At 72.4% G+C, this 19356-nt stretch carries 14 protein-coding genes; 12 read left to right on the top strand and 2 right to left on the bottom strand.

Annotation, left to right across the window (positions count from 1 at the left end; all coding sequences use genetic code 11):
* The first annotated feature begins 229 nt into the window (after positions 1–229).
* The 9 genes from IH50_RS0124715 to IH50_RS0124675 all read left to right on the top strand — a co-directional run bounded on the left by IH50_RS0124715 (position 230) and on the right by IH50_RS0124675 (position 10426).
* Positions 230–1822, top strand: a complete 1593-nt coding sequence (locus IH50_RS0124715) for an ABC transporter substrate-binding protein (RefSeq protein ID WP_051767431.1) — start codon at positions 230–232, stop codon at positions 1820–1822.
* Between the two features lies 1 nt (position 1823).
* Positions 1824–2753, top strand: a complete 930-nt coding sequence (locus IH50_RS0124710) for an ABC transporter permease (protein WP_030866326.1) — start codon at positions 1824–1826, stop codon at positions 2751–2753.
* Between the two features lie 14 nt (positions 2754–2767).
* Positions 2768–3727 carry an ABC transporter permease gene (locus tag IH50_RS0124705; RefSeq protein WP_030866324.1) on the top strand — a complete coding sequence of 320 codons (960 nt, stop codon included), beginning with the start codon at positions 2768–2770 and terminating at the stop codon, positions 3725–3727.
* Positions 3724–4734, top strand: coding sequence for an ABC transporter ATP-binding protein (locus tag IH50_RS0124700; RefSeq protein WP_030866322.1), 1011 nt, complete (start codon positions 3724–3726; stop codon positions 4732–4734). Before IH50_RS0124705 ends, IH50_RS0124700 begins: the two co-directional genes overlap by 4 nt.
* A complete protein-coding gene (locus IH50_RS0124695) occupies positions 4727–5770 on the top strand; it encodes an ABC transporter ATP-binding protein (RefSeq protein ID WP_051767430.1) in 1044 nt (347 codons plus the stop codon). Before IH50_RS0124700 ends, IH50_RS0124695 begins: the two co-directional genes overlap by 8 nt.
* Positions 5761–6486, top strand: coding sequence for a sulfite exporter TauE/SafE family protein (locus IH50_RS0124690; RefSeq protein WP_107062134.1), 726 nt, complete (start codon positions 5761–5763; stop codon positions 6484–6486). The genes IH50_RS0124695 and IH50_RS0124690 overlap by 10 nt, the downstream gene beginning before the upstream one ends.
* 139 nt (positions 6487–6625) lie before the next feature.
* Positions 6626–6796, top strand: a complete 171-nt coding sequence (locus tag IH50_RS42100) for a hypothetical protein (protein WP_199822127.1) — start codon at positions 6626–6628, stop codon at positions 6794–6796.
* A gap of 329 nt (positions 6797–7125) precedes the next feature.
* Positions 7126–10203: a helix-turn-helix transcriptional regulator gene (locus IH50_RS0124680; protein ID WP_030866312.1), complete on the top strand. Its 3078-nt coding sequence runs from the start codon at positions 7126–7128 to the stop codon at positions 10201–10203.
* Positions 10204–10237: 34 nt separating this feature from the next.
* The gene (locus IH50_RS0124675) at positions 10238–10426 is read left to right on the top strand and encodes a DUF6191 domain-containing protein (protein ID WP_030866308.1); all 189 of its coding nucleotides are present in this window, start codon (positions 10238–10240) and stop codon (positions 10424–10426) included.
* A 7-nt stretch (positions 10427–10433) separates the two neighbouring features.
* Here the strand turns inward: IH50_RS0124675 and IH50_RS0124670 are convergent, their stop codons facing one another.
* The gene (locus tag IH50_RS0124670; RefSeq protein ID WP_234328232.1) at positions 10434–11600 is read right to left on the bottom strand and encodes a PQQ-dependent sugar dehydrogenase; all 1167 of its coding nucleotides are present in this window, start codon (positions 11598–11600) and stop codon (positions 10434–10436) included.
* Positions 11601–11707: 107 nt separating this feature from the next.
* Positions 11708–12706, bottom strand: coding sequence for an aldo/keto reductase (locus tag IH50_RS0124665; protein ID WP_030866304.1), 999 nt, complete (start codon positions 12704–12706; stop codon positions 11708–11710).
* Between the two features lie 74 nt (positions 12707–12780).
* Between IH50_RS0124665 and IH50_RS0124660 the strand changes: the two genes are divergently transcribed.
* The 3 genes from IH50_RS0124660 (at position 12781) to IH50_RS0124650 (ending at position 19330) form a co-directional block, all read left to right on the top strand.
* Positions 12781–13734, top strand: coding sequence for a 2-hydroxyacid dehydrogenase (locus tag IH50_RS0124660; RefSeq protein ID WP_030866303.1), 954 nt, complete (start codon positions 12781–12783; stop codon positions 13732–13734).
* Positions 13735–14258: 524 nt separating this feature from the next.
* Entirely contained in the window at positions 14259–17249 is a 2991-nt protein-coding gene (locus IH50_RS0124655; RefSeq protein WP_030866300.1) for a putative bifunctional diguanylate cyclase/phosphodiesterase, read from the top strand.
* 230 nt (positions 17250–17479) lie between these two features.
* Complete coding sequence (locus IH50_RS0124650) at positions 17480–19330, top strand: acetolactate synthase large subunit (RefSeq protein WP_030866297.1); 1851 nt, start codon at positions 17480–17482, stop codon at positions 19328–19330.
* Positions 19331–19356 lie beyond the last annotated feature (26 nt).

Here is a 19356-nt window from a genome sequence, read left to right as displayed (position 1 = left end):
GGAATGTGGCACTCCGCTCGGCGCCGCGAGAGGGCCCGGGCCCGGACGGGATGGCTGCGGGAGGAGAGCGGTACGGAGATCCGTTCCCGCGCATGTCTTGACGCTGCCACGGTGCCGGTTTAGCTTCGGCGTTCACAGATGCGGACCGAGTACGCAAGTGTAGACAGCCTCTCGCGGTCGCCGTACGTGGAACGCGACACACCAGCACTCACCGGAGACAGGGCCGACAATGAAGTTCTCCGTTTCCTCCCCTCCGCCCACCGGGCGAAGGCGCCTGCGCGCACCGACGGCGGCACTCCTGGCGGGCACGGTGCTGCTGTCCAGCGGCTGCGCCGTGGCGGGCAGCACCGCCGGTGACGCCGGCCGCGCCGACGGCCGCACCCTGCGGGTGGTGCTCACCCAGGAACCACCGACCCTGGAACCCTGCGAGGCCTCGCTGACCGGCACCGGCGTCGTCGTCCGGTCCAACATCACCGAGCCCCTTGTCGAACGCGACCCCGACTCCGGCGAACTCCACCCCCTGCTCGCCACCGGCTGGAGACAGACCGGTGACCGCACCTGGACCTTCGACACGCGCGAAGGGGTGACCTTCCAGAACGGCGAGCCGTTCACCGCGCGGGATGCCGCCTTCTCCATCGACCGGGCCGTCAACTCCGACCTCGCCTGCAACGTCGAGGGCTACGTCTTCGGCGACGACGACCTGAAGGTGAAGGCGGAGAGCGACACCCGGCTGACCGTCACCACCGAGCGGCCCGACCCGATCCTGCCGCTGCGTCTGAGCTTCGTGGAGATCGTGCCGCGCACGACGGACGCCGAGGCCAAGGTCCGCATCCCCGTCGGCACCGGCCCCTACGCCGTCAGCTCCTGGCAGCCCGGAGCGGCGATCAACCTCAGCCGCTACGACGACTACTGGGGCGACGCCCCGCACTTCCCCCGCGCCCGCTACGTCTGGCGCAGCGACGCCAGCGTCCGCGCCGCCATGATCGACAAGGGGGAGGCGGAGATCGCCGTGGCCCTCGACCCCGTCGAGGCCGGGAAGGACACCACGGTCGCCTACCCCAACAACGAGACCACCGCACTGCGGCTCGACGGCCGCGAGGCACCGCTCGACGACATCCGCGTACGCCGCGCCGTCGACCTGGCCGTGGACCGGGACGGCATCATCGACGCCCTGCTCGGCGGACTCGCCGAACCGGCCGGCCAGCTCGTCCCGCCCGGAGTGGTCGGACACGACGAGAAGATCGAACCGACCCGGCAGAACGTGGCCGAGGCCAAGGCCCTGATCGAGGAGGCCGAGGCCGACGGCGTACCCGTCGGCCGGCAGATCACCCTGGTCGCCCGCAACGGCATGTTCTCCGGAGTGTCGGAGACGGCCGAGGCACTCCAGTACCAGATGCGGCGGATCGGACTGAACGTCAAGGTCCGGATGGCGGACACCGCCACCCAGCTCCAGTACCAGCTCCGGCCGCTGCCGAAGAACGTCGGACCCATCGCCCTGCTGATCATGCACGGCAACCAGGCCGGTGACGCGGCCTTCACCACGAGCCAGTACCTGCTGAGCGACGGACCCCAGTCCACCTTCGGCACCGAGGAGCTCGACCGGCGCATCGCCGACGCGGGCGCGCTCTCCGGCGAACAGCGGCAGCAGGCCTTCGCCGGTCTGCTCGCGGACCAGAACAGGTCGGTCGTCCAGTACGCCCACCTGGCCCACATGAGCGGACTGCTCGGCCTGTCACCGTCCATCCGGTACGAGCCGAACTCCGCCACCGGCGACGAGATGCGGCTGGCCGAGGTCGGCCCGGCGAAGGCGGGACAGCACTGACATGATCACCTTTCTGCGCAAACGCGTCCTCTCCAGCGCCGTCCCCCTGGTGTGCGTGGTGCTGGGCGTGTTCTTCCTGGCCCGGATGACCGGCAACCCGGTCGACCTCTACCTCCCGCTGAGCGCCACCGCCGAACAGCGCGCGGAGTTCTCCGCCGCGCAGGGCTTCGACCTCTCCGTCCCGGCCCAGCTCTGGAACTACCTCGTCGACGCCGCCCACCTGGACTTCGGCACCTCGCTGCGGACCGGGCAGTCCGCCACCGAGATGGTCTTCGACGCCTTCCCCGTCACCCTCCAGCTCGCCGGCGTCACCATGCTCCTCGCGATCACCGGAGCGGTGCTGATCGGCAGCCTGGCCGCCTACCGGCCCAACTCCCTGATGGACCGGATCGCCAGCCTGCTGTCGATGACGGCCGCCAGCATCCCCGACTTCTGGTTCGCCGTCATGGGCGTCCTTGTCTTCGGCGTCAGCCTCGACCTGCTGCCGACCTCCGGCACCCTCGGCGGACCCGAGATCTGGGTGCTGCCCGTCGCGACCCTGCTGATCCGCCCGTTCGGCGTCCTCGTCCAGGTGGTGCGCGGCAGCATGGTCGCCGCGCTCTCCGCGCCCTACGTCAAGATCGCCCGCAGCAAGGGCGCCACCCCCCGGCGGGTGATCTTCGGTCACGCCCTGCGCAACGCCGTGACGCCGGTGCTGACCGTCGCCGGCGACCTGACGGTGGGCCTGGTCAACGGCGCCGTCATCGTGGAGACGATCTTCGGCTGGCCCGGCATCGGCAAACTCATGATCGACTCCATCCTCCAGCGCGACTTCGCCGTCCTCCAGGCCGCCGTCCTGATGACCGCCGTGACGATCTTCGCGCTGAACATCCTCGTCGACGTCTGCCACGCGCTGACCGACCCCCGAGTACGTCAGGCGGTGCCGGCGTGAGCGAAGGAAGCATCATGACCACAGCGGAGACCGCCACCGCGGCCGGTACCACCCCCGTCCGGAAGAACCCGCCCCGCTGGTGGCGGCTGCTCGGCCGGGACCGCGCCGCCGCCGTCGCCGCCGTCGTCCTCGCCGTGGTCCTCCTGGTCGCCCTCTTCGGCCGGCTGTTCATCGGCGACCGAGCACAACGCCAGGACCTGGACGCCTCCCTGCGGGCACCCTCCCTGAGCGACGGCTTCTACGGACTGCTCGGCACCGACGTCCTCGGGCGCAGCGTGCTGGCCCGGCTGATCGACGCGGCCGCCACCACCTTGTCCGTGGCCGTCCCCGCGGTGCTCTGCTCCCTGGTGATCGGATCCGCGATCGGCCTGTGGGCCGGCTACCACGGGGGCCGCCGGGAGAGCGTGGCGATGCGTGTCGCCGACGTCATCCTCAGCTTCCCCTCGCTGCTCATCGCGGTCGTCGTGCTGTACGTCTTCTCGCCCTCCGCGATGAACATCGTGCTGATCCTCGCCGTGGCCCGCATCCCCGTGTACCTGCGCACCTCCCGCGCGGAGGCGGCCGAGCTGCGCAGCCGTCTCTTCGTCGACGCGGCCCGCACCTTCGGCACCCCCGGCCGGCACATCATCCACCGGCACATCCTGCCCATCGCCCTGCCGACGCTGCTGACCGTCGCCACCCTCGACTTCTGCTTCGTGATGCTCACCGAGTCCTCGCTGAGCTTCCTCGGCATCGGCATCCAGCCCCCGGACGTCAGCTGGGGCCTGATGGTCGCCCAGGGCCGGCAGTACCTCCAGACCGCCTGGTGGATCACGGTCCTGCCCGGACTGGCCATCGTGCTCACCACCGTGTCCGCCACGGTGCTCGCCGCCTGGGCCCGCATCGCCACCGACCCCGCCCAGCGCTGGCGTCTGACGCTGCCCCGCAAGCGCCGCGGAGCCTCCGCCGCCGTACCCCCGGAGATGATCCCGTGACGACCACATCCGCACCCGCCCCGTCCGCCACCGGCCCGGCCCTCGACGTCGAAGGGCTGTGCGTGGACCTGAGCACCGCCTCCGGGACGGTACGCGCCGTCGACGGCGTCAGCTTCAGCGTCCACCGCGGCCGCACCCTGGCCCTGCTCGGCGAGTCCGGCTGCGGCAAGTCGATGACCGCGCTGTCGGTCGTGGGCCTGCTCGACCCCGCCGCCGAGGTGACCGGGGGCGCCGTACGGGTCAGGGGCGAGGACACCCTGCGGATGAGCGCGGCCGAGCGCCGCAAGCTCGCCGGACCCGTCCTGTCGATCGTCTTCCAGGACGCCCTGACCGCCCTCAACCCGGTGCAGCCGGTGGGCCGGCAGATCGGCGAACCGTTCCGCATCCACCGCGGGCTCTCCCGGCGCGAGGCGCAGGAGAAGGCGATCGAGCTGATGACCCGCGTCGGCATCCCCGAGCCGCGGCAGCGGGCCAAGTCCTACCCGCACCAGTTCTCCGGCGGCATGCGCCAGCGGCTGCTGATCGCGATGGCCGTCGCCCTCGACCCCGACGTGCTCATCGCCGACGAGCCGACCACCGCCCTCGACGTCACCGTCCAGGCCCAGATCATGCGGCTGCTGCGGGACCTCCAGGACGAACGGGACATGGCCGTCGTCCTGATCACCCACGACCTCGCCGTGGTCGCCCAGCGCGCCGACGACGTCGTCGTGATGTACGCCGGAACGGTCGTGGAGCAGGGCACGGTGCGCGACGTCTTCTCCGCGCCCCGCCACCCCTACACCCGCGGACTGCTCGACTCCGTCCCCGAGGACGCCGAGCGCGGACAGCCGTTGCCCGCCGTCCCCGGCAGCCCGCCCGAACTGAGCGCGGTGCCGTCCGGCTGCGTCTTCCAGGCCCGCTGCCCGCTGGTGCGGGAACGCTGCGTGTCGGAACGGCCCGCCCTGCGCGCCACCGGCGACGGACGGTCGGCCGCCTGCCACTTCTCCGAGGAGCTCGACCGTGACTGAGTCCCGCACCACCACCGAGACCACCGGACCCGGGACCGCGGAACACCCGCCGCTGCTGGAGGTCCGCGGCGTCACCAAGTCCTTCGGCAGCGGACGCCGCCGGCTGACCGCCCTCGACGGAGTGGACCTGCGGCTCGGCCGGGGGGAGACCCTCGGGCTCGTCGGCGAGTCCGGCTGCGGCAAGTCCACCCTCGCGCGGGTACTGCTCGGACTGGAACGGCCCGACGCGGGCACGGTCCGCTACGGCGGCGTCGACCCGTTCGCCCTGCGCGGCAAGGAACTGCTGAACTGGCGCCGCCGCGTCCAGATGGTCTTCCAGGACCCCTTCGCCTCGCTCAACGCCCGCATGTCGGCCGCCGACCTGATCGGTGAGCCCTGGCGCACCCACAAGGACGTCGTCCCGGACGCCAAGGCCCGCGAGAAGCGGATCCGCGAACTGCTCTCCCTGGTCGGACTGCGGGAGAGCGACGCCCACCGCCACCCCAACGAGTTCTCCGGCGGACAGCGCCAGCGCATCGGCATCGCCCGCGCGCTCGCCCTCGACCCCGACCTCATCGTCTGCGACGAACCGGTCTCCGCCCTCGACCTGTCGGTACAGGCCCAGGTCCTCAACGTGCTCTCCGAACTCCAGTCCCGGCTCGGCGTCGCCTACGTGTTCATCTCCCACGACCTGTCCGTGGTGCGGTACATCTCCGACCGGGTGACGGTGATGTACCTGGGCAAGGTCATCGAACAGGGGGAGACCGAGGACGTCTTCGACCGCCCCCAACACCCCTACACCGCCGCGCTGATGTCGGCCGCACCGGTCCTGGACGCCACCCGCGCCGCCCACGACCGGGAGATCCGGCTCAAGGGCGAGATCCCCTCGCCCTTCGACATCCCCTCCGGCTGCCGCTTCCGCACCCGCTGCCCACGCGCCGAGGACACGTGCGCCACCGAGGCGCCCCCGCTCGTCGTCCGCGAGTCCGAGGGAGACGGCGACGACCACACCGCCCTGTGCCACTTCCCCCTGGAGGCGCGGCCCGCGTGGGCGTGACCGGCGCGGAGTTCGCCCTGCTCTCCCTCACGGTGGGCGTCGGCGCGGTGCTCCAGGTGTCCGTCGGCTTCGGCCTGGGCATGATCGCCGCGCCGGTGTTCGCCGTGGTCGACCCGACCCTGGCGCCCCCGGTGGTGCTGCTGCTCGCCGCCGGGGTGACGGCGGCGGTGCTGGTGCGGGAACGGGGCTCGGCGGACCTGCGCGGCTGCGGCTGGGCCCTCGTCGGACGGGTACCGGGCACGGCCGCGGGCGCGCTGCTCGTGGCGGTGCTGCCGGCGAAGTACCTCGCACTGCTCATCGCCGGAGTGGTGCTCACCGGCGTCGCGGTGAGCGCGGCGGGATACGTACCCCGGGCGCGGCGCTCCTCGGTGTTCCTGGCCGGGATGGCGTCGGGGCTGATGGGCACGGCGACCTCCATCGGGGGCCCGCCGATGGCGATGGTGTGGCAGCGGCTGAGCGGGCCCCGGCTGCGGGCCACGATGAGCGCGTTCTTCCTGGCCGGCTCACTGATGAGCCTGGTCGCGCTGGGCGCGGCGGGGGCGGTGGGTGCGCACACGTTCCAGCGCACGGTGCTGCTCGCGCCGGCGGCGGTCGCCGGCGTACTGCTCGCCGGCCCGCTGACCCGGCGGCTGAACGCGTGGCACACCCGTACGGCGGCCATGGCACTCGCGGTCGCCGGCGCGGCGGGGCTGGTGGTGGAGCAACTGAGGCCTTAGACGGCCTGAGTACCTCCTAAGGCCCCGCCCCGGCCGGAAGATACGGAACCCTCCCGATGTGGCGGACCCGCCTGGGAGACGAAGGTGGAGGCATCGCAGAGAGCGATGACCGACACCGAATCCTCCGGGGGAACACACCATGTTCGAGTACGCCCTTTACCGACTCCGCCACGACGATTTCGTCCGCCAGGGGGAGGAGCACCGCCTGGCCCGGGAAGCCGCCCGACTCCGCCGCACCGCCCGCCGCACCACCAGGAACACCGAGGCGGAAAGCCATCCCCGCCGCCACTGGTTCGCCCGAGCCGCATGACCACGGCCCGGCAACGGCACGACAGCCGGCCGCCCCCGCTCTCGCGGCCGGTCGCACCGCCTGCCGCCGCAGCCGCGGGCAGTCGTGCCGCTGGGGCGGCACGGGTGGGCGCGACGGCGCCCCGTAAGCGCCGGGCTGCGCGACAAACCCCCGCCCAGCGCCAACGCGGGGCACCAGCACAAGCCCCGGCCCGCGGGAGCGCACCGGGCACCCACAAGCCCCGGCCCGCAGGACCACCCCATCCCACACCGGGCACCCACAAGCCCCGGCCCGCAGGACCGCCCCCGCCCACAACAAAAACCGGTCACCCCTTGCCGGAAGGCCATGCGATGCTCAGGACCGTGGAGACCAAGTCCATCAGTCCCGTGTTCGTGGGCCGCAGCACCGAGCTCGGCACACTGAACACCGCCCTCACCCGAGCCGCCACCGAGCCCCAGGCCCTGCTCATCGCGGGCGAGGCCGGTGTGGGAAAGACCCGCCTCGTGGAGGAGTTCGCCGCCGTGGCCCGCCGCCGCGGCGCGATCGTCGCCCTCGGCGGCTGCGTGGAGATCGGCGCCGACGGCCTCCCCTTCGCCCCCTTCTCCACCGCCCTGCGCCAGCTCCGCCGCGAACTGCCCGACCAGCTCGCCGCCGCCGCCTCCGGCCAGGAGGAGGAACTCGCCCGCCTGCTCCCCGAGATCGGCCCCGCCGCCCGCGAGATCCGCCGCGACGAACAGGGCATGGCCCGTCTCTTCGAGCTCACCGCCCGTCTGCTGGAGCGCGTCACCGCCGACCACACCGTCGTCCTCGCCCTGGAGGACCTGCACTGGGCCGACGCCTCCACCCGCTACCTGCTCGCCTACCTGTTCCGCACCCTGCGCACCGGCCGCCTCGTCGTCCTCGCCACCTACCGCTCCGACGACATCCACCGCCGCCACCCCCTGCGCCCCCTCCTCGCCGAACTCGACCGGCTCCGCACGGTCCAGCGCGTCGAACTCGGCCGCCTCAACCGCGAGGAGGTCGGCCGGCAGATCGCCGGCATCATCGCCCGCGAACCCGACCCCGACCGCGTCGACGACATCTTCGAACGCTCCGACGGCAACGCCTTCTTCGTCGAGGAGCTCGCCGTCGCCTCCGACGAGGGCTGCTGCGCCGGCCTCACCGACTCCCTGCGCGACCTCCTCCTCGTCAGGGTCGAGAGCCTGCCGGAGAGCGCCCAGCGGGTCGCCCGGATCGTCGCCGAGGGCGGCTCCACCGTCGAGGACCGGCTGCTGGCCGCCGTCGCCCGGCTCACCGAGGACGACCTCATCGAGGCCCTGCGGGCCGGCGTCAACGCCGGCATCCTCACCCCCGCACCCGACCGCGACGGCTACCGCTTCCGCCACTCCCTGGTCCGCGAGGCCGTCAGCGACGACCTGCTGCCCGGTGAACGCTCCCGTCTCAACCGCCGCTACGCCGAGGCCCTGGAGGCGGACCCCACCCTGGTCCCCGCCGACGAGCGGGTGACCCGCCTGGCCAGCTACTGGTACCACGCCCACGACGCGGCCAAGGCCCTGCCCGCCGTCCTCGACGCCTCCGTCGAAGCCCGCCGACGCCACGCCTATTCCGAGCAACTGGGCCTGCTGGAAAGGGCGATGGAGCTGTGGGACGCCGTCCCCGACACCGTACGGGCCACCCTGCGCCCCCTCGACCACGCCGAGGTCTACCCTCCCCCACCGCCCGAAGGGCGTGGGGGGACCCCCAGTGGCTGCGACCCCGGAACGACACCGCTGCGCTACCTCGACCTGATGGCCGAGGCCGCCGTCGCCGGACGCCTCTGCGGGGAACGCGAACGCTCGATGAAGATCACCAAGCGGGCGCTGCGCCTCCTCGACGAGGACCCGGACCCCCTGCGCGCCGCCTGGTTCTGGGTGCAGCGCTCCCGGCTCACCCAGGGCCTCGCCCGCGGCGACGGCTGGAACGAACTCGGCACCGCACAGGACCTGGTGCGCGGACTGCCGCCGTCCGAGGTGCACGCCGAGGTGCTCGCCTCCGCCGCCGGCTGGTCCATGCTGCACGACCCCGGCCCGGACGCCATGGCCGCCGCCGAACGCGCCGTCGAGTACGCCCGCATGGTCGGCGCCCACGACATCGAGCTCAACGCCCGGCTCACCCTCGGCGGCCTCATGGTCGACGCCGGTGACATCGACACCGGACTCGCCGAGATGTACGAGGTCAAGGACCGGGCGACCGAACTGGGCATGGACATGGTGGTGGCCCGCGCCTATGTGAACCTCCCGTCCGTCCTCGAAGGCGTAGGCCGCTCCGAGGAGGCCGCCGGGCTCCTCCACGAAGGCGTCCACGTCACCCGCAGGCTCGGACTGCTGGACTCCGAGGGCTGGGTGTGGGGCAACCTCGCCGAGTCCCTCCACACCCTCGGCCGCTGGGACGAGGCGGCCCGCGCCGCGGCCAACGCCCAGCGCCTCGAACAGAGCGCCAAGCCCCGCGCCGGGGGCTCGATGCGCCTGGCGTACCTCGCGTACGACCGCGGGGACATGGCCGAGGCGGCCCGCCGGCTCGCCGACGCCCGCACCTTCTTCGGCACGCACGACCCGATGCCGCAGTACGCCCTCCCCATGAAGTGGGTCGCCCTCGGCATCGCCGCCGCCGAGGGCCGCCTGGCCGACGCCCGCGCCGAGCTGCTGGACGCCCTCGACACCGGCCTTCCGCCCGGCACCCAGCGCTACGGCTGGCCCCTGCTGCTCGCCGCCACCACCGCGGAGGCCGACGCCCACGGCGTCCCGGCGACCGAGCCCGGCCGCCCGGAGATCCTGGACCGGATCCGCGCGGCGGCCAGGACCCTGACGACCGGCGTGCCCGTATGGCAGGCGTACGACCTGTGGCTGCGCGCCGAGCTGCTGCGCGCCGAGGGCAGGACCGCGCCGGACGCGTGGTCCGCGGCCGTCACGGCGGTCGAGCCACTGGAGCGGCCCTACGACCTCGCACGCGTCCGGTTCCGGCTCGCCGAGGCGCTGCTCGCCACCGGCGCGGGCGACGACGAGCGCGCCCGCGCCACGGAACTGCTGCGGCTGGTGACCGCCGTCGCCGGCCACCTCGGTGCCGCCCCACTGGCCCGGTCCGCCACACTGCTGGCGCAGCGCGCCCGCCTCGCACTGTCCCCCGCCACCCGCGAGCCGGCCCCCGCCGCCCCGGCCGACGCGCTCGGCCTCACCAGTCGCGAGCGCGACGTCCTGCGCCTGGTGGCCGCCGGCCACACCAACCGCCGTATCGCCGAGACACTCTTCATCTCCCCGAAGACGGCCAGCGTCCACGTCTCCAACATCCTCGCCAAGCTGGGCGTCTCCGGGCGGGGAGAGGCGGCGGCGGTGGCACACCGGCTCGGTCTGTTCGCGGCGGAGACGGGTGAACGACTGGCGGCGGGACAATAGGTGTGCGACCCACTCGTCCCTGGAAAGGGGAGCGATGTTCAACGCTTTCGAGGAACTGTTCGCCCCCGGCCGTAAACACACCCGCGATGAGCAGAACCGCCTGGAGCTGACCCGGGAGGACGTCGGCGACGCCGACCCCGGACGCGGGCCGATAGACCTCGCGTCCGGAAAGGTCACCGTGCGCCCGCCGGCCGTCCCGGAGGAGGAACCCGACGGGACGTGAGCGCCGCTCAGCTCACCTCCAGCTCCAGGATCCGGTCATCGTCCTTCTCCGGATCACCCCGCCCGTCCGTGTTGCTGGTGACCAGCCAGAGCTTGTCGCCGCCCGCCGGGACCACCGTGCGCAGGCGGCCGTACTCGTCCTCCAGGAAGGCCTCCGGTTCCGCCGAGGCCTCCGTGCCCTTCAGGGGGATGCGCCACAACCGCTCGCCGCCCAGGCCGGCCATCCAGATCGAGCCCTCGGCATAGGCGATGCCGCTGGGGGAGGCCTCGTCCGTGGTCCACTGGTCGACCGGATTGTGGAAGCCGCTGTCGTCCGACTCGCCCTCCGCCTCCGGCCAGCCGTAGTTGTCGCCCGGCTTGATCGCGTTCAGCTCGTCCCAGGTGTTCTGGCCGAACTCCGAGGCGAACAGCCGCTGCCGGGTGTCCCAGGCCAGTCCCTGCACATTGCGGTGGCCGTACGAGTACACCGGGGAGTCGGGGAACGGGTTGCCCGGGGCCGGCTCACCGTCCGGGGTCAGCCGTAGGATCTTGCCGCCCAGGGACTCCTTGTCCTGGGACAGACCCGTGTCACCGCTCTCGCCCGTGCCCGCGTACAGCATCCTGTCCGGGCCGAAGGCGATCCGGCCGCCGTTGTGGATCTCGCCCTTGGGGACGCCCCGGAAGACCGTGTCCGGTGCGCCGAGCTGCTCACCGGCCGGTTTCTCCTCGTCGTAGATCATGCGGACGATGCGGTTGTCGGAGGCCGAGGTGAAGTACGCGTAGATCATGCGGTCCGAGGCGTACTCGGGGGAGAGGGCGATGCCGAGCAGGCCGCCCTCGTCGGACGGCGACACCCCGGGCACCTCGCCCACCTCGGTCTTCTCACCGGTCTTCCCGTCGACCCGGGTGATCGTCGCCTCGTCCCGGGAGGAGACCAGCAGGTCGCCGTCGGCCAGCGGGGCCAGACCCCAGGGGGTGCTCAGGCCCGTGGTCACCGTGCGGACCACCTTCACCGAGCCCTTCGCGGGCGGCGTCTCCTCCGCGCTCCCCTCCGGCGACGACGACCTCGTCGCCGTATCGCCCGGGGTGGCGCCGGCGTCCGAGCCGCCCGGCGGTCCCCCGTCGTCGGAGGAGCAGCCGGCGCTCAGCAGGAGCGCGGCGGCGGCCAGTACGGCCGTCACGGCTCGTCGTTGCACGATCTCGTCCCTTCGACGCGGCGGGTCCTACCTGTCATACACCGCTCGCGCCTTTGAAGTTCCCGATCGCGCAACCCCGAACCGCGAGACCGCCGCCGGTCCGCCGGTCAGTCCCACGAACCCTGCGCCGCGGGCAGCTCCGCGATCTCCGCGAGGTCGCGCTCCGTCAGGCGCAGGTCCGCCGCGGCCGCGTTCTCCACGACCCACCGCTCCCGCTTGCTGCCGGGGACCGGGATCACCTGGCGGCCCCGGCCCAGCACCCAGGCCAGCGCCACCTGCGCCGGGGTGACGTGCCCGCCGTGCCGGCGGGCGACGCGGCGCAGACCGGCCACGATGGGCTGGTTCGCGGCCATCATCTCGGCCGTGAAGCGGGGGTGCCGGGCGCGCAGGTCGTCCGCCTCGAAGCCCACGCCGGGCGTCAGCGTCCCGGTCAGGAAGCCGTTGCCCAGCGGCATCGCCGCCAGGAAGCCGATCCCCCGCGACGCGCACCACGGCAGCAGCGCCCGCAGCGCCTCCGGCGACCACACCGACAGCTCCGCCTCCACCGCGCTCACCGGAAAGACCTGCTGCACCCGCTCCAGCTGCCGGATCGTCACGTCGTACAGCCGCGCCCCCGGCCGCCGCGCCGAACGCGCCCCCACCGCGCACAGCCCCAACGCCCGCACCTTTCCCGCCCGCACGAGCTCCGCCATCGCACCCCAGGTCTCCTCGACCGGGACCTCCGGGTCGGCGCGGTGCAGCTGGTAGAGGTCGATGACATCGGTCTGGAGCCGGCGCAGCGACGCGTCGCAGGCCCTTCTCACGTAGCCGGGGCGGCCGTTGGCCACGATGTGCTGATCGCCCACCAGCAGTCCGACCTTCGTGGACACGAAGGCGTCGGAGCGCCGCTCCCTCAACACCCGCCCGAGCAGCAGCTCGTTGGTGAAGGGACCGTACATGTCGGCGGTGTCGAGGAGCGTCGAGCCCGCGTCCAGCGCCCGGTGCACCGCCCTGAGCGACTCCTCGCCGCGCTGCCGGGACGTGCTGTAGCCCCAGCTCATCGGCATGCACCCGAGTCCGACGGCCCCCACCGCGAGCGCCCCCGCGCCGATCGTCCTGCGCTCCACCTGGTCGTGACCCTCCCTCTCCGGCCCCCAACCTAACCTCTGCCCTTCCGCACTCCTGAACTAGCCTCCGGACCATGAACGCTGCTGACGTATGGCTTCCCATTCCGCCGGACGAGATCGAGGGCCTTCCCGAGGGGCCGCACTACCGTTTCTGGGACGGCGGTGAGGAGTTCCCCGCCGACCCGGCCGACTGCGTCTTCTACGTCGTGCCGTACATGAGGCCCGCCGAGGTCGGTGTGCGGCCGATGCCCCTGATGCGCTCCGTCCGCGTCGTACAGACCCTGTCGGCCGGCACCGACCACGTGGAGCCCGGTCTGAGGCACCTGCCCGCCGGCGTACGGCTGTGCAACGCGCGCGGTGTGCACGAGGCCAGCACCGCCGAGCTCACGCTCACGCTGATCCTGGCCTCCCTGCGGGGCATCCCCGATTTCGTGCGGGCACAGGACAAGGGGGAGTGGCGCGGCGGGTTCCGGCCCGCGCTCGCCGACAAGAACGTGCTCATTGTGGGATACGGCTCGATCGGTGCGGCCATCGAGGACCGGCTCGTTCCGTTCGAGCTCGCGCGGGTGGCGCGCGTCGCGCGCTCCGCACGCACCACGGAGCGCGGACCGGTGCACCCGCTCGCCGAACTGCCCGCCCTGCTCCCGGAGGCGGACGTCGTCGTCCTCTCCACGCCGCTGACCGAGACCACCCGGCATCTCGTGGACGCCGGATTCCTGGCCCGGATGAAGGACGGCGCCCTGCTGGTGAACGTGGCCCGCGGCGGCGTCGTCGACACCAAGGCCCTGCTCACCGAGCTGGAGAGCGGCCGCATCACCGCGGCCCTCGACGTCACCGACCCCGAACCGCTGCCCTCGGAACATCCCCTGTGGCGGGCGCCGGGCGTCCTCATCAGCCCGCACGTCGGCGGACCCACCTCCGCCTTCCGGCCGCGTGCCGAGCGGTTGCTGGTCGATCAGTTGCGCCGTCACCTGAACCAGGAGGAGCCCGGCAACGTGGTTCTGGTGACGGGATCGGGGGACCTGTAGTCCACTTCGAGTACCGTCCGCGTTTTTCCGGACGCGGTGGGTACTCATATATCGATTGATCGTTACGGAGCGTAGAGAACCTATGTCCCTGAGTGACGATACTGGTGTATCGTCCCGACAGGGGCCGCGCCGCTGACCATCGGCGCGGGGGCAGGGCACTGCGGACAGTGAGGGGGGCGACGGGCGATGCACGGCCTGGGGACGAGCGATCCGACGCGGCGGAGCCATCGGCGACGACCGTGGCGCACGGCCGCGCGCTGCCGCGGCCACCACATCCGGTGCGGCGACCCTCACGACGGTTCCGACCGCCGGAACGGTTCCGACCACCACCCTCACCGGCACGGCAGCCGCGGAAGGCGCGCCCACCCGGTGCACCGGCGGCGAAGGGAGTGCTGTCCGGATCATGCCGGGGACACGGGACCCGGCACTCACCCCTTCACCGCCCGAAGGGGCGTGGGCGTCCCCGGCATGATCCGGACGACACCCCCCGAGGGCCCGGGAGCGGAGCGGACCGGGAGGTACCGGTGAGTGCGCCCACCCCCACCTCCACGCTCGACGGAGCGCTGCGGCAACAGTCCGCGCCGACGGCGCCGGCGGCCGGCGCACCGGCCGCCGGCCGCCGGCCCGGTCCGGCCGCCCAACTCGTTCTCGCCCTGGTCTGCGCGGCCTACGCCGTCGGCGCTGCGTTCGGCTGGGGGTCGGAACAACTCGCTTTGATCATGGGCGATTTCGGACTGAGCGTGGCGGCCGGTGCCGCCGCCGTGTCCTGTTTCGTCTACGCCCGCAGCCCCCACACCCGGTTCCGGCCCGCCTGGCTGATGTTCGGCCTCTCCTCGGCCATGGCCTCCCTGGGCAACCTGGTCTGGGGGTGGTACGAGGTCGTCCTCGGGCTTCCCGTGCCCAGCCCCAGCTACGCCGACCTGTTCTTCCTGTGCTTCGCGCCGCCCGCCATCGTGGGACTGCTGGTGCTCGCCAAACGGCCCGCGAACAAGGCCGGCTGGGTCTGTCTCGCCCTGGACGCCTGGCTGATCGGCGGTTCCCTGCTCACCCTCGCGTGGAGCCTCGCGCTCGCCCAGGCCGCGCGGGCCGAGGGGCCGGACGTCGCGCACACCGCGCTGTCACTGGCGTACCCGCTGCTCGACATCGTCCTGGTCAGCATGGTGCTCGCGCTGCACTTCCGGCGCTCGGCGGTCAACCGGTCCGCGGTCAACACCGCGATCGGCGCGCTCGCGCTGACCGTCATGTGCGACGCCCTGTTCACCTCTCCGCTGCTGCACGCCGACTACCGCTCCGGACAACTCCTCGACGCGGGCTGGTTCGCCGGCTCGCTGCTCCTGGCGTACGCCCCCTGGACCGCGCCCCGCGGCGGACGGCCCGAGCGGGAGGGGCACACGCGCGTGGTCCGCGAGCACCTGCCCGGACGGTACGCCACTCCGGACCACCATCACGGCCCGCCGCCCGGCGAGCACGCCCGGTACCCGCTCTCCCGGCCCATCACCGGCTCCCTCGCCGCGCTCACGCCGTACCTCGCCGCGGCCGTATGCACCCTGGGGATCCTCTACAACGTCCTCAACGGCCGCAGCGTCGACCGCGTCGTGCTGCTCACCGGGGGCACGGTGGTGCTCGCGCTCGTCGTGCGCCAGGGCATCATGCTGCTCGACAACATCACCCTCACCCAGGAACTGGCGCAGAAGGAGAACCACTTCCGCTCCCTGGTGCAGGGCTCCAGCGACGTCATCATGATCGCCGCCCCCAGCGGCATCCTCCGCTACGTCTCCCCGGCCGCCGCCGGGGTGTACGGCAGGCCCGCGGAGGAGCTGGAGGGGACCGAACTGGCCGGTCTCATCCACCCGGAGGACCTGGGCTGCGTCGTGCACGAGGTGCGCCGCTTCCTCGCCGCCAGCCCGGTCGAGGAACCCACCACCCGCATCGAGTGCCGCTTCCGCTCCGGCGACGGCGGCTGGCTGAACGTCGAGTCGACCGTCAACCGGCATCACGGCGGCCTGATCTTCAACAGCCGTGACGTGACCGAACGGGTGCGGCTCCAGGCGCAGCTCCAGCACAACGCGGAGCACGATCCGCTCACCGACCTGCCCAACCGCGCCCTGTTCACCCGGCGTGTCCAGCAGGCGCTGTCCGGCCGCCGCGCCTCGGACCGCGGCGCCGCCCTCCGAGGCACGGCGGTGCTCTTCATCGACCTCGACGGCTTCAAGGGTGTCAACGACACCATCGGGCACCAGGCCGGGGACGAGCTCCTCGTCCAGGCCGCCCGCAGACTCCAGGACGCGGTCCGCAAGGGCGACACCGCCTCCCGGCTGGGCGGCGACGAGTTCGCGGCCCTGATCGTCGGCGACGGCGTCCGCGACCGGGACGCCCGCGAGCGGCACATCGTCGAGCTCGCCGACCGGCTGAGAGCGACCCTCTCCCAGCCCTACGTCATCGACGGCAACGATGTCCGGGTCAACGCCTCCATCGGCGTGGCCTTCGCCGAACCCGGCCTCGGCGCGGGCGAACTGCTGCGCAACGCCGACCTCGCCATGTACCGGGCCAAGGCCGCCGGCAAGGGCCGGGTGGAGCTGTACAAGCCGCAGATGCAGCAGGACGTGGTGCGCAGGGCGGAGCTGGCCACCCGGCTGCGCGCGGCGCTGCACCACGGCGAGTTCGCCCTGCTGCACCAGCCGGTGGTGTGCCTGGAGGACGGCCGGATCACCTCGGTCTGCGCCCAGGCGCGCTGGCGCTCCTCCCAGGGGGTGCTGTTCACCCCCGCGGAGTTCCTGCGTGTGGCCGAGGACAGCGAGAAGACCGCCGAGCTGGGCCGCTGGGTGCTGGAGGAGGCCGTCGAGCAGGCCGCCGAACGGCACCTGACCGGTCTGCCCGTCCCGGTGGCCGTCCGGCTGAGCGCGCACCGGCTCCTCGACCGGTCGCTGCCCCTGGGCTCGATCGAGGCCCTGCTGACCCGGTACGGGCTGCCGTCCGGCTCCCTGATCGTCGAGCTGGCCGACACCGATCCCAGGGTGTCGCTCGACGAGCTGGAGCGCCGGCTGACCGTGCTCAAGCGGCTCGGCGTCCGGATCGCGCTCGACGGCTTCGGCGGCGGCTCCGCGGCGATCACGGCCCTCAGGCGGCTCCCCGTCGACGTGCTCAAGCTCGACCGGGGCCTGGTCGACGGCGTGGTGGAGTCCGCACGGCTGCACAAGATCACCAGCGGGCTGCTGCGGATCGCCTCCGACCTCGGTCTGCAGTCCGTGGCCGTCGGCGTGGACCTGCCCGAGCAGGTCGCGGCCCTGCGCGCGATGGGCTGTACGCACGGGCAGGGCAAGGCCTTCTCCGGGCCGCTGGACGAGTACCGGCTGCGCAGGGCGCTGACCGCCGGGCACTACCCGGTGCCGCCCGGACCGGCCGAACCCGTGTTCGTCGGCGGGGGCTCCGGGGTGTACTCCACCGGAGCGACCGCCGTACTCCAGGGCGGTACGGCACTGCGCTCACATCGTGAGACTCCCGTCCCACCCACTTGACAGTGGGTGTGCGCCGGGGGGAGGGTCAGTGCCATGCGCACCCGAATTCTCGTACTTGGAAAGCGCGTCGGCTGACGCTGAGCCTCGACCGCTCAGCGACCACCACCCGGCGCGCTCCCCTCGCTTGCCTTACGGCACGAGGGGTTTTTTGTTGCACAGGCACCCGCCGAGCAGCACGCGTGACCCGCACAAACTTCGCAAAGACCCTCAGCATCGAGAAGAGAATGCCGATGACCGAGCAGGCCACCGGGGCCCATCACCCGCAGCCCCGGCCCCGATCCGGAGGACAGTCCGCCCCCGTCGAGCACGTCACGGGCGCACAGTCCCTCATCCGCTCTCTCGAGGAGGTCGGCGCCGACACGGTATTCGGCATTCCCGGGGGCACCATCCTGCCGGCGTACGACCCCCTGATGGACTCCACGCGGGTGCGCCACGTGCTGGTCCGCCACGAGCAGGGCGCCGGTCACGCGGCCACCGGTTACGCCCAGGCCACCGGCAAGGTCGGGGTCTGCATGGCGACGTCCGGTCCGGGCGCCACCAACCTGGTCACCCCGATCGCGGACGCGCACATGGACTCCGTGCCGCTGGTCGCGATCACCGGGCAGGTGGTGTCCAAGGCGATCGGCACGGACGCCTTCCAGGAGGCGGACATCGTCGGCATCACCATGCCGATCACCAAGCACAGCTTCCTGGTCACCAAGGCGGAGGACATCCCCCGGGCGATCGCGCAGGCGTTCCACATCGCCTCCACCGGCCGCCCGGGACCGGTCCTGGTCGACATCCCCAAGGACATCCTCCAGGCGAAGACCACCTTCTCCTGGCCGCCCGCCATGGACCTGCCCGGCTACCGGCCCGTCACCAAGCCGCACGCCAAGCAGATCCGCGAGGCCGCCAAGCTGATCACCGCCGCGAAGCGGCCGGTCCTCTACGTCGGCGGCGGCGTCCTCAAGGCCCGCGCCACCGCCGAGCTGAAGGTCCTCGCCGAACTCACCGGAGCTCCCGTCACCACCACCCTGATGGGACTCGGCGCGTTCCCCGACAGCCACGAGCTGCACGTGGGAATGCCGGGCATGCACGGTTCGGTCACCGCCGTCACCGCGCTGCAGAAGGCCGACCTGATCGTCGCCCTCGGAGCCCGCTTCGACGACCGCGTCACCGGCAAGCTGGACAGCTTCGCCCCGTACGCCAAGATCGTCCACGCCGACATCGACCCGGCGGAGATCGGCAAGAACCGCGCCGCCGACGTGCCGATCGTCGGTGACGCCCGCGAGGTCCTCGCCGACCTCGTCCAGGCCGTCCAGAAGGAGCACGCCGAGGGCAACCGCGGCGACTACACCGCCTGGTGGAACGACCTGAACCGCTGGCGCGAGACCTACCCGCTCGGCTACGACCTGCCCGAGGACGGCTCGCTCTCCCCGCAGGCGGTCATCGAGCGCATCGGACAACTGGCGCCCGAGGGCACGATCTTCACGGCCGGCGTCGGCCAGCACCAGATGTGGGCCGCGCACTTCATCCGGTACGACAAGCCCGCCACCTGGCTGAACTCCGGCGGCGCCGGGACCATGGGCTACTCGGTCCCGGCCGCCATGGGAGCCAAGGCCGGCATGCCCGACCGCACCGTCTGGGCGATCGACGGCGACGGCTGCTTCCAGATGACCAACCAGGAGCTCACCACCTGCGCCCTGAACAACATCCCGATCAAGGTCGCCATCATCAACAACGGCGCCCTCGGGATGGTCCGCCAGTGGCAGACCCTCTTCTACAACCAGCGGTACTCCAACACGGTGCTGCACTCCGGCCCCGGGGCCGGCACCGTCGAGAAGAGCGCCGGCACCCGCGTCCCCGACTTCGTGAAGCTGGCGGAGGCCATGGGCTGCTACGCGATCCGCTGCGAGGACCCGGCCGACCTCGACAAGGTGATCGAGGAGGCGAACTCGGTCAACGACCGCCCGGTCGTCGTGGACTTCATCGTCCACGAGGACGCGATGGTGTGGCCGATGGTCGCCGCCGGCACCTCCAACGACACGATCATGGCCGCCCGGGACGTCCGCCCCGACTTCGGCGACAACGAAGACGACTGAGAGCCGTCAGGACTTTCAAGCAGAGG

The sequence above is a fragment of the Streptomyces sp. NRRL S-37 genome, assembly GCF_000721605.1.
GTDB lineage: Bacteria > Actinomycetota > Actinomycetes > Streptomycetales > Streptomycetaceae > Streptomyces.
This window is presented reverse-complemented; position numbering and strand designations above follow the sequence as displayed.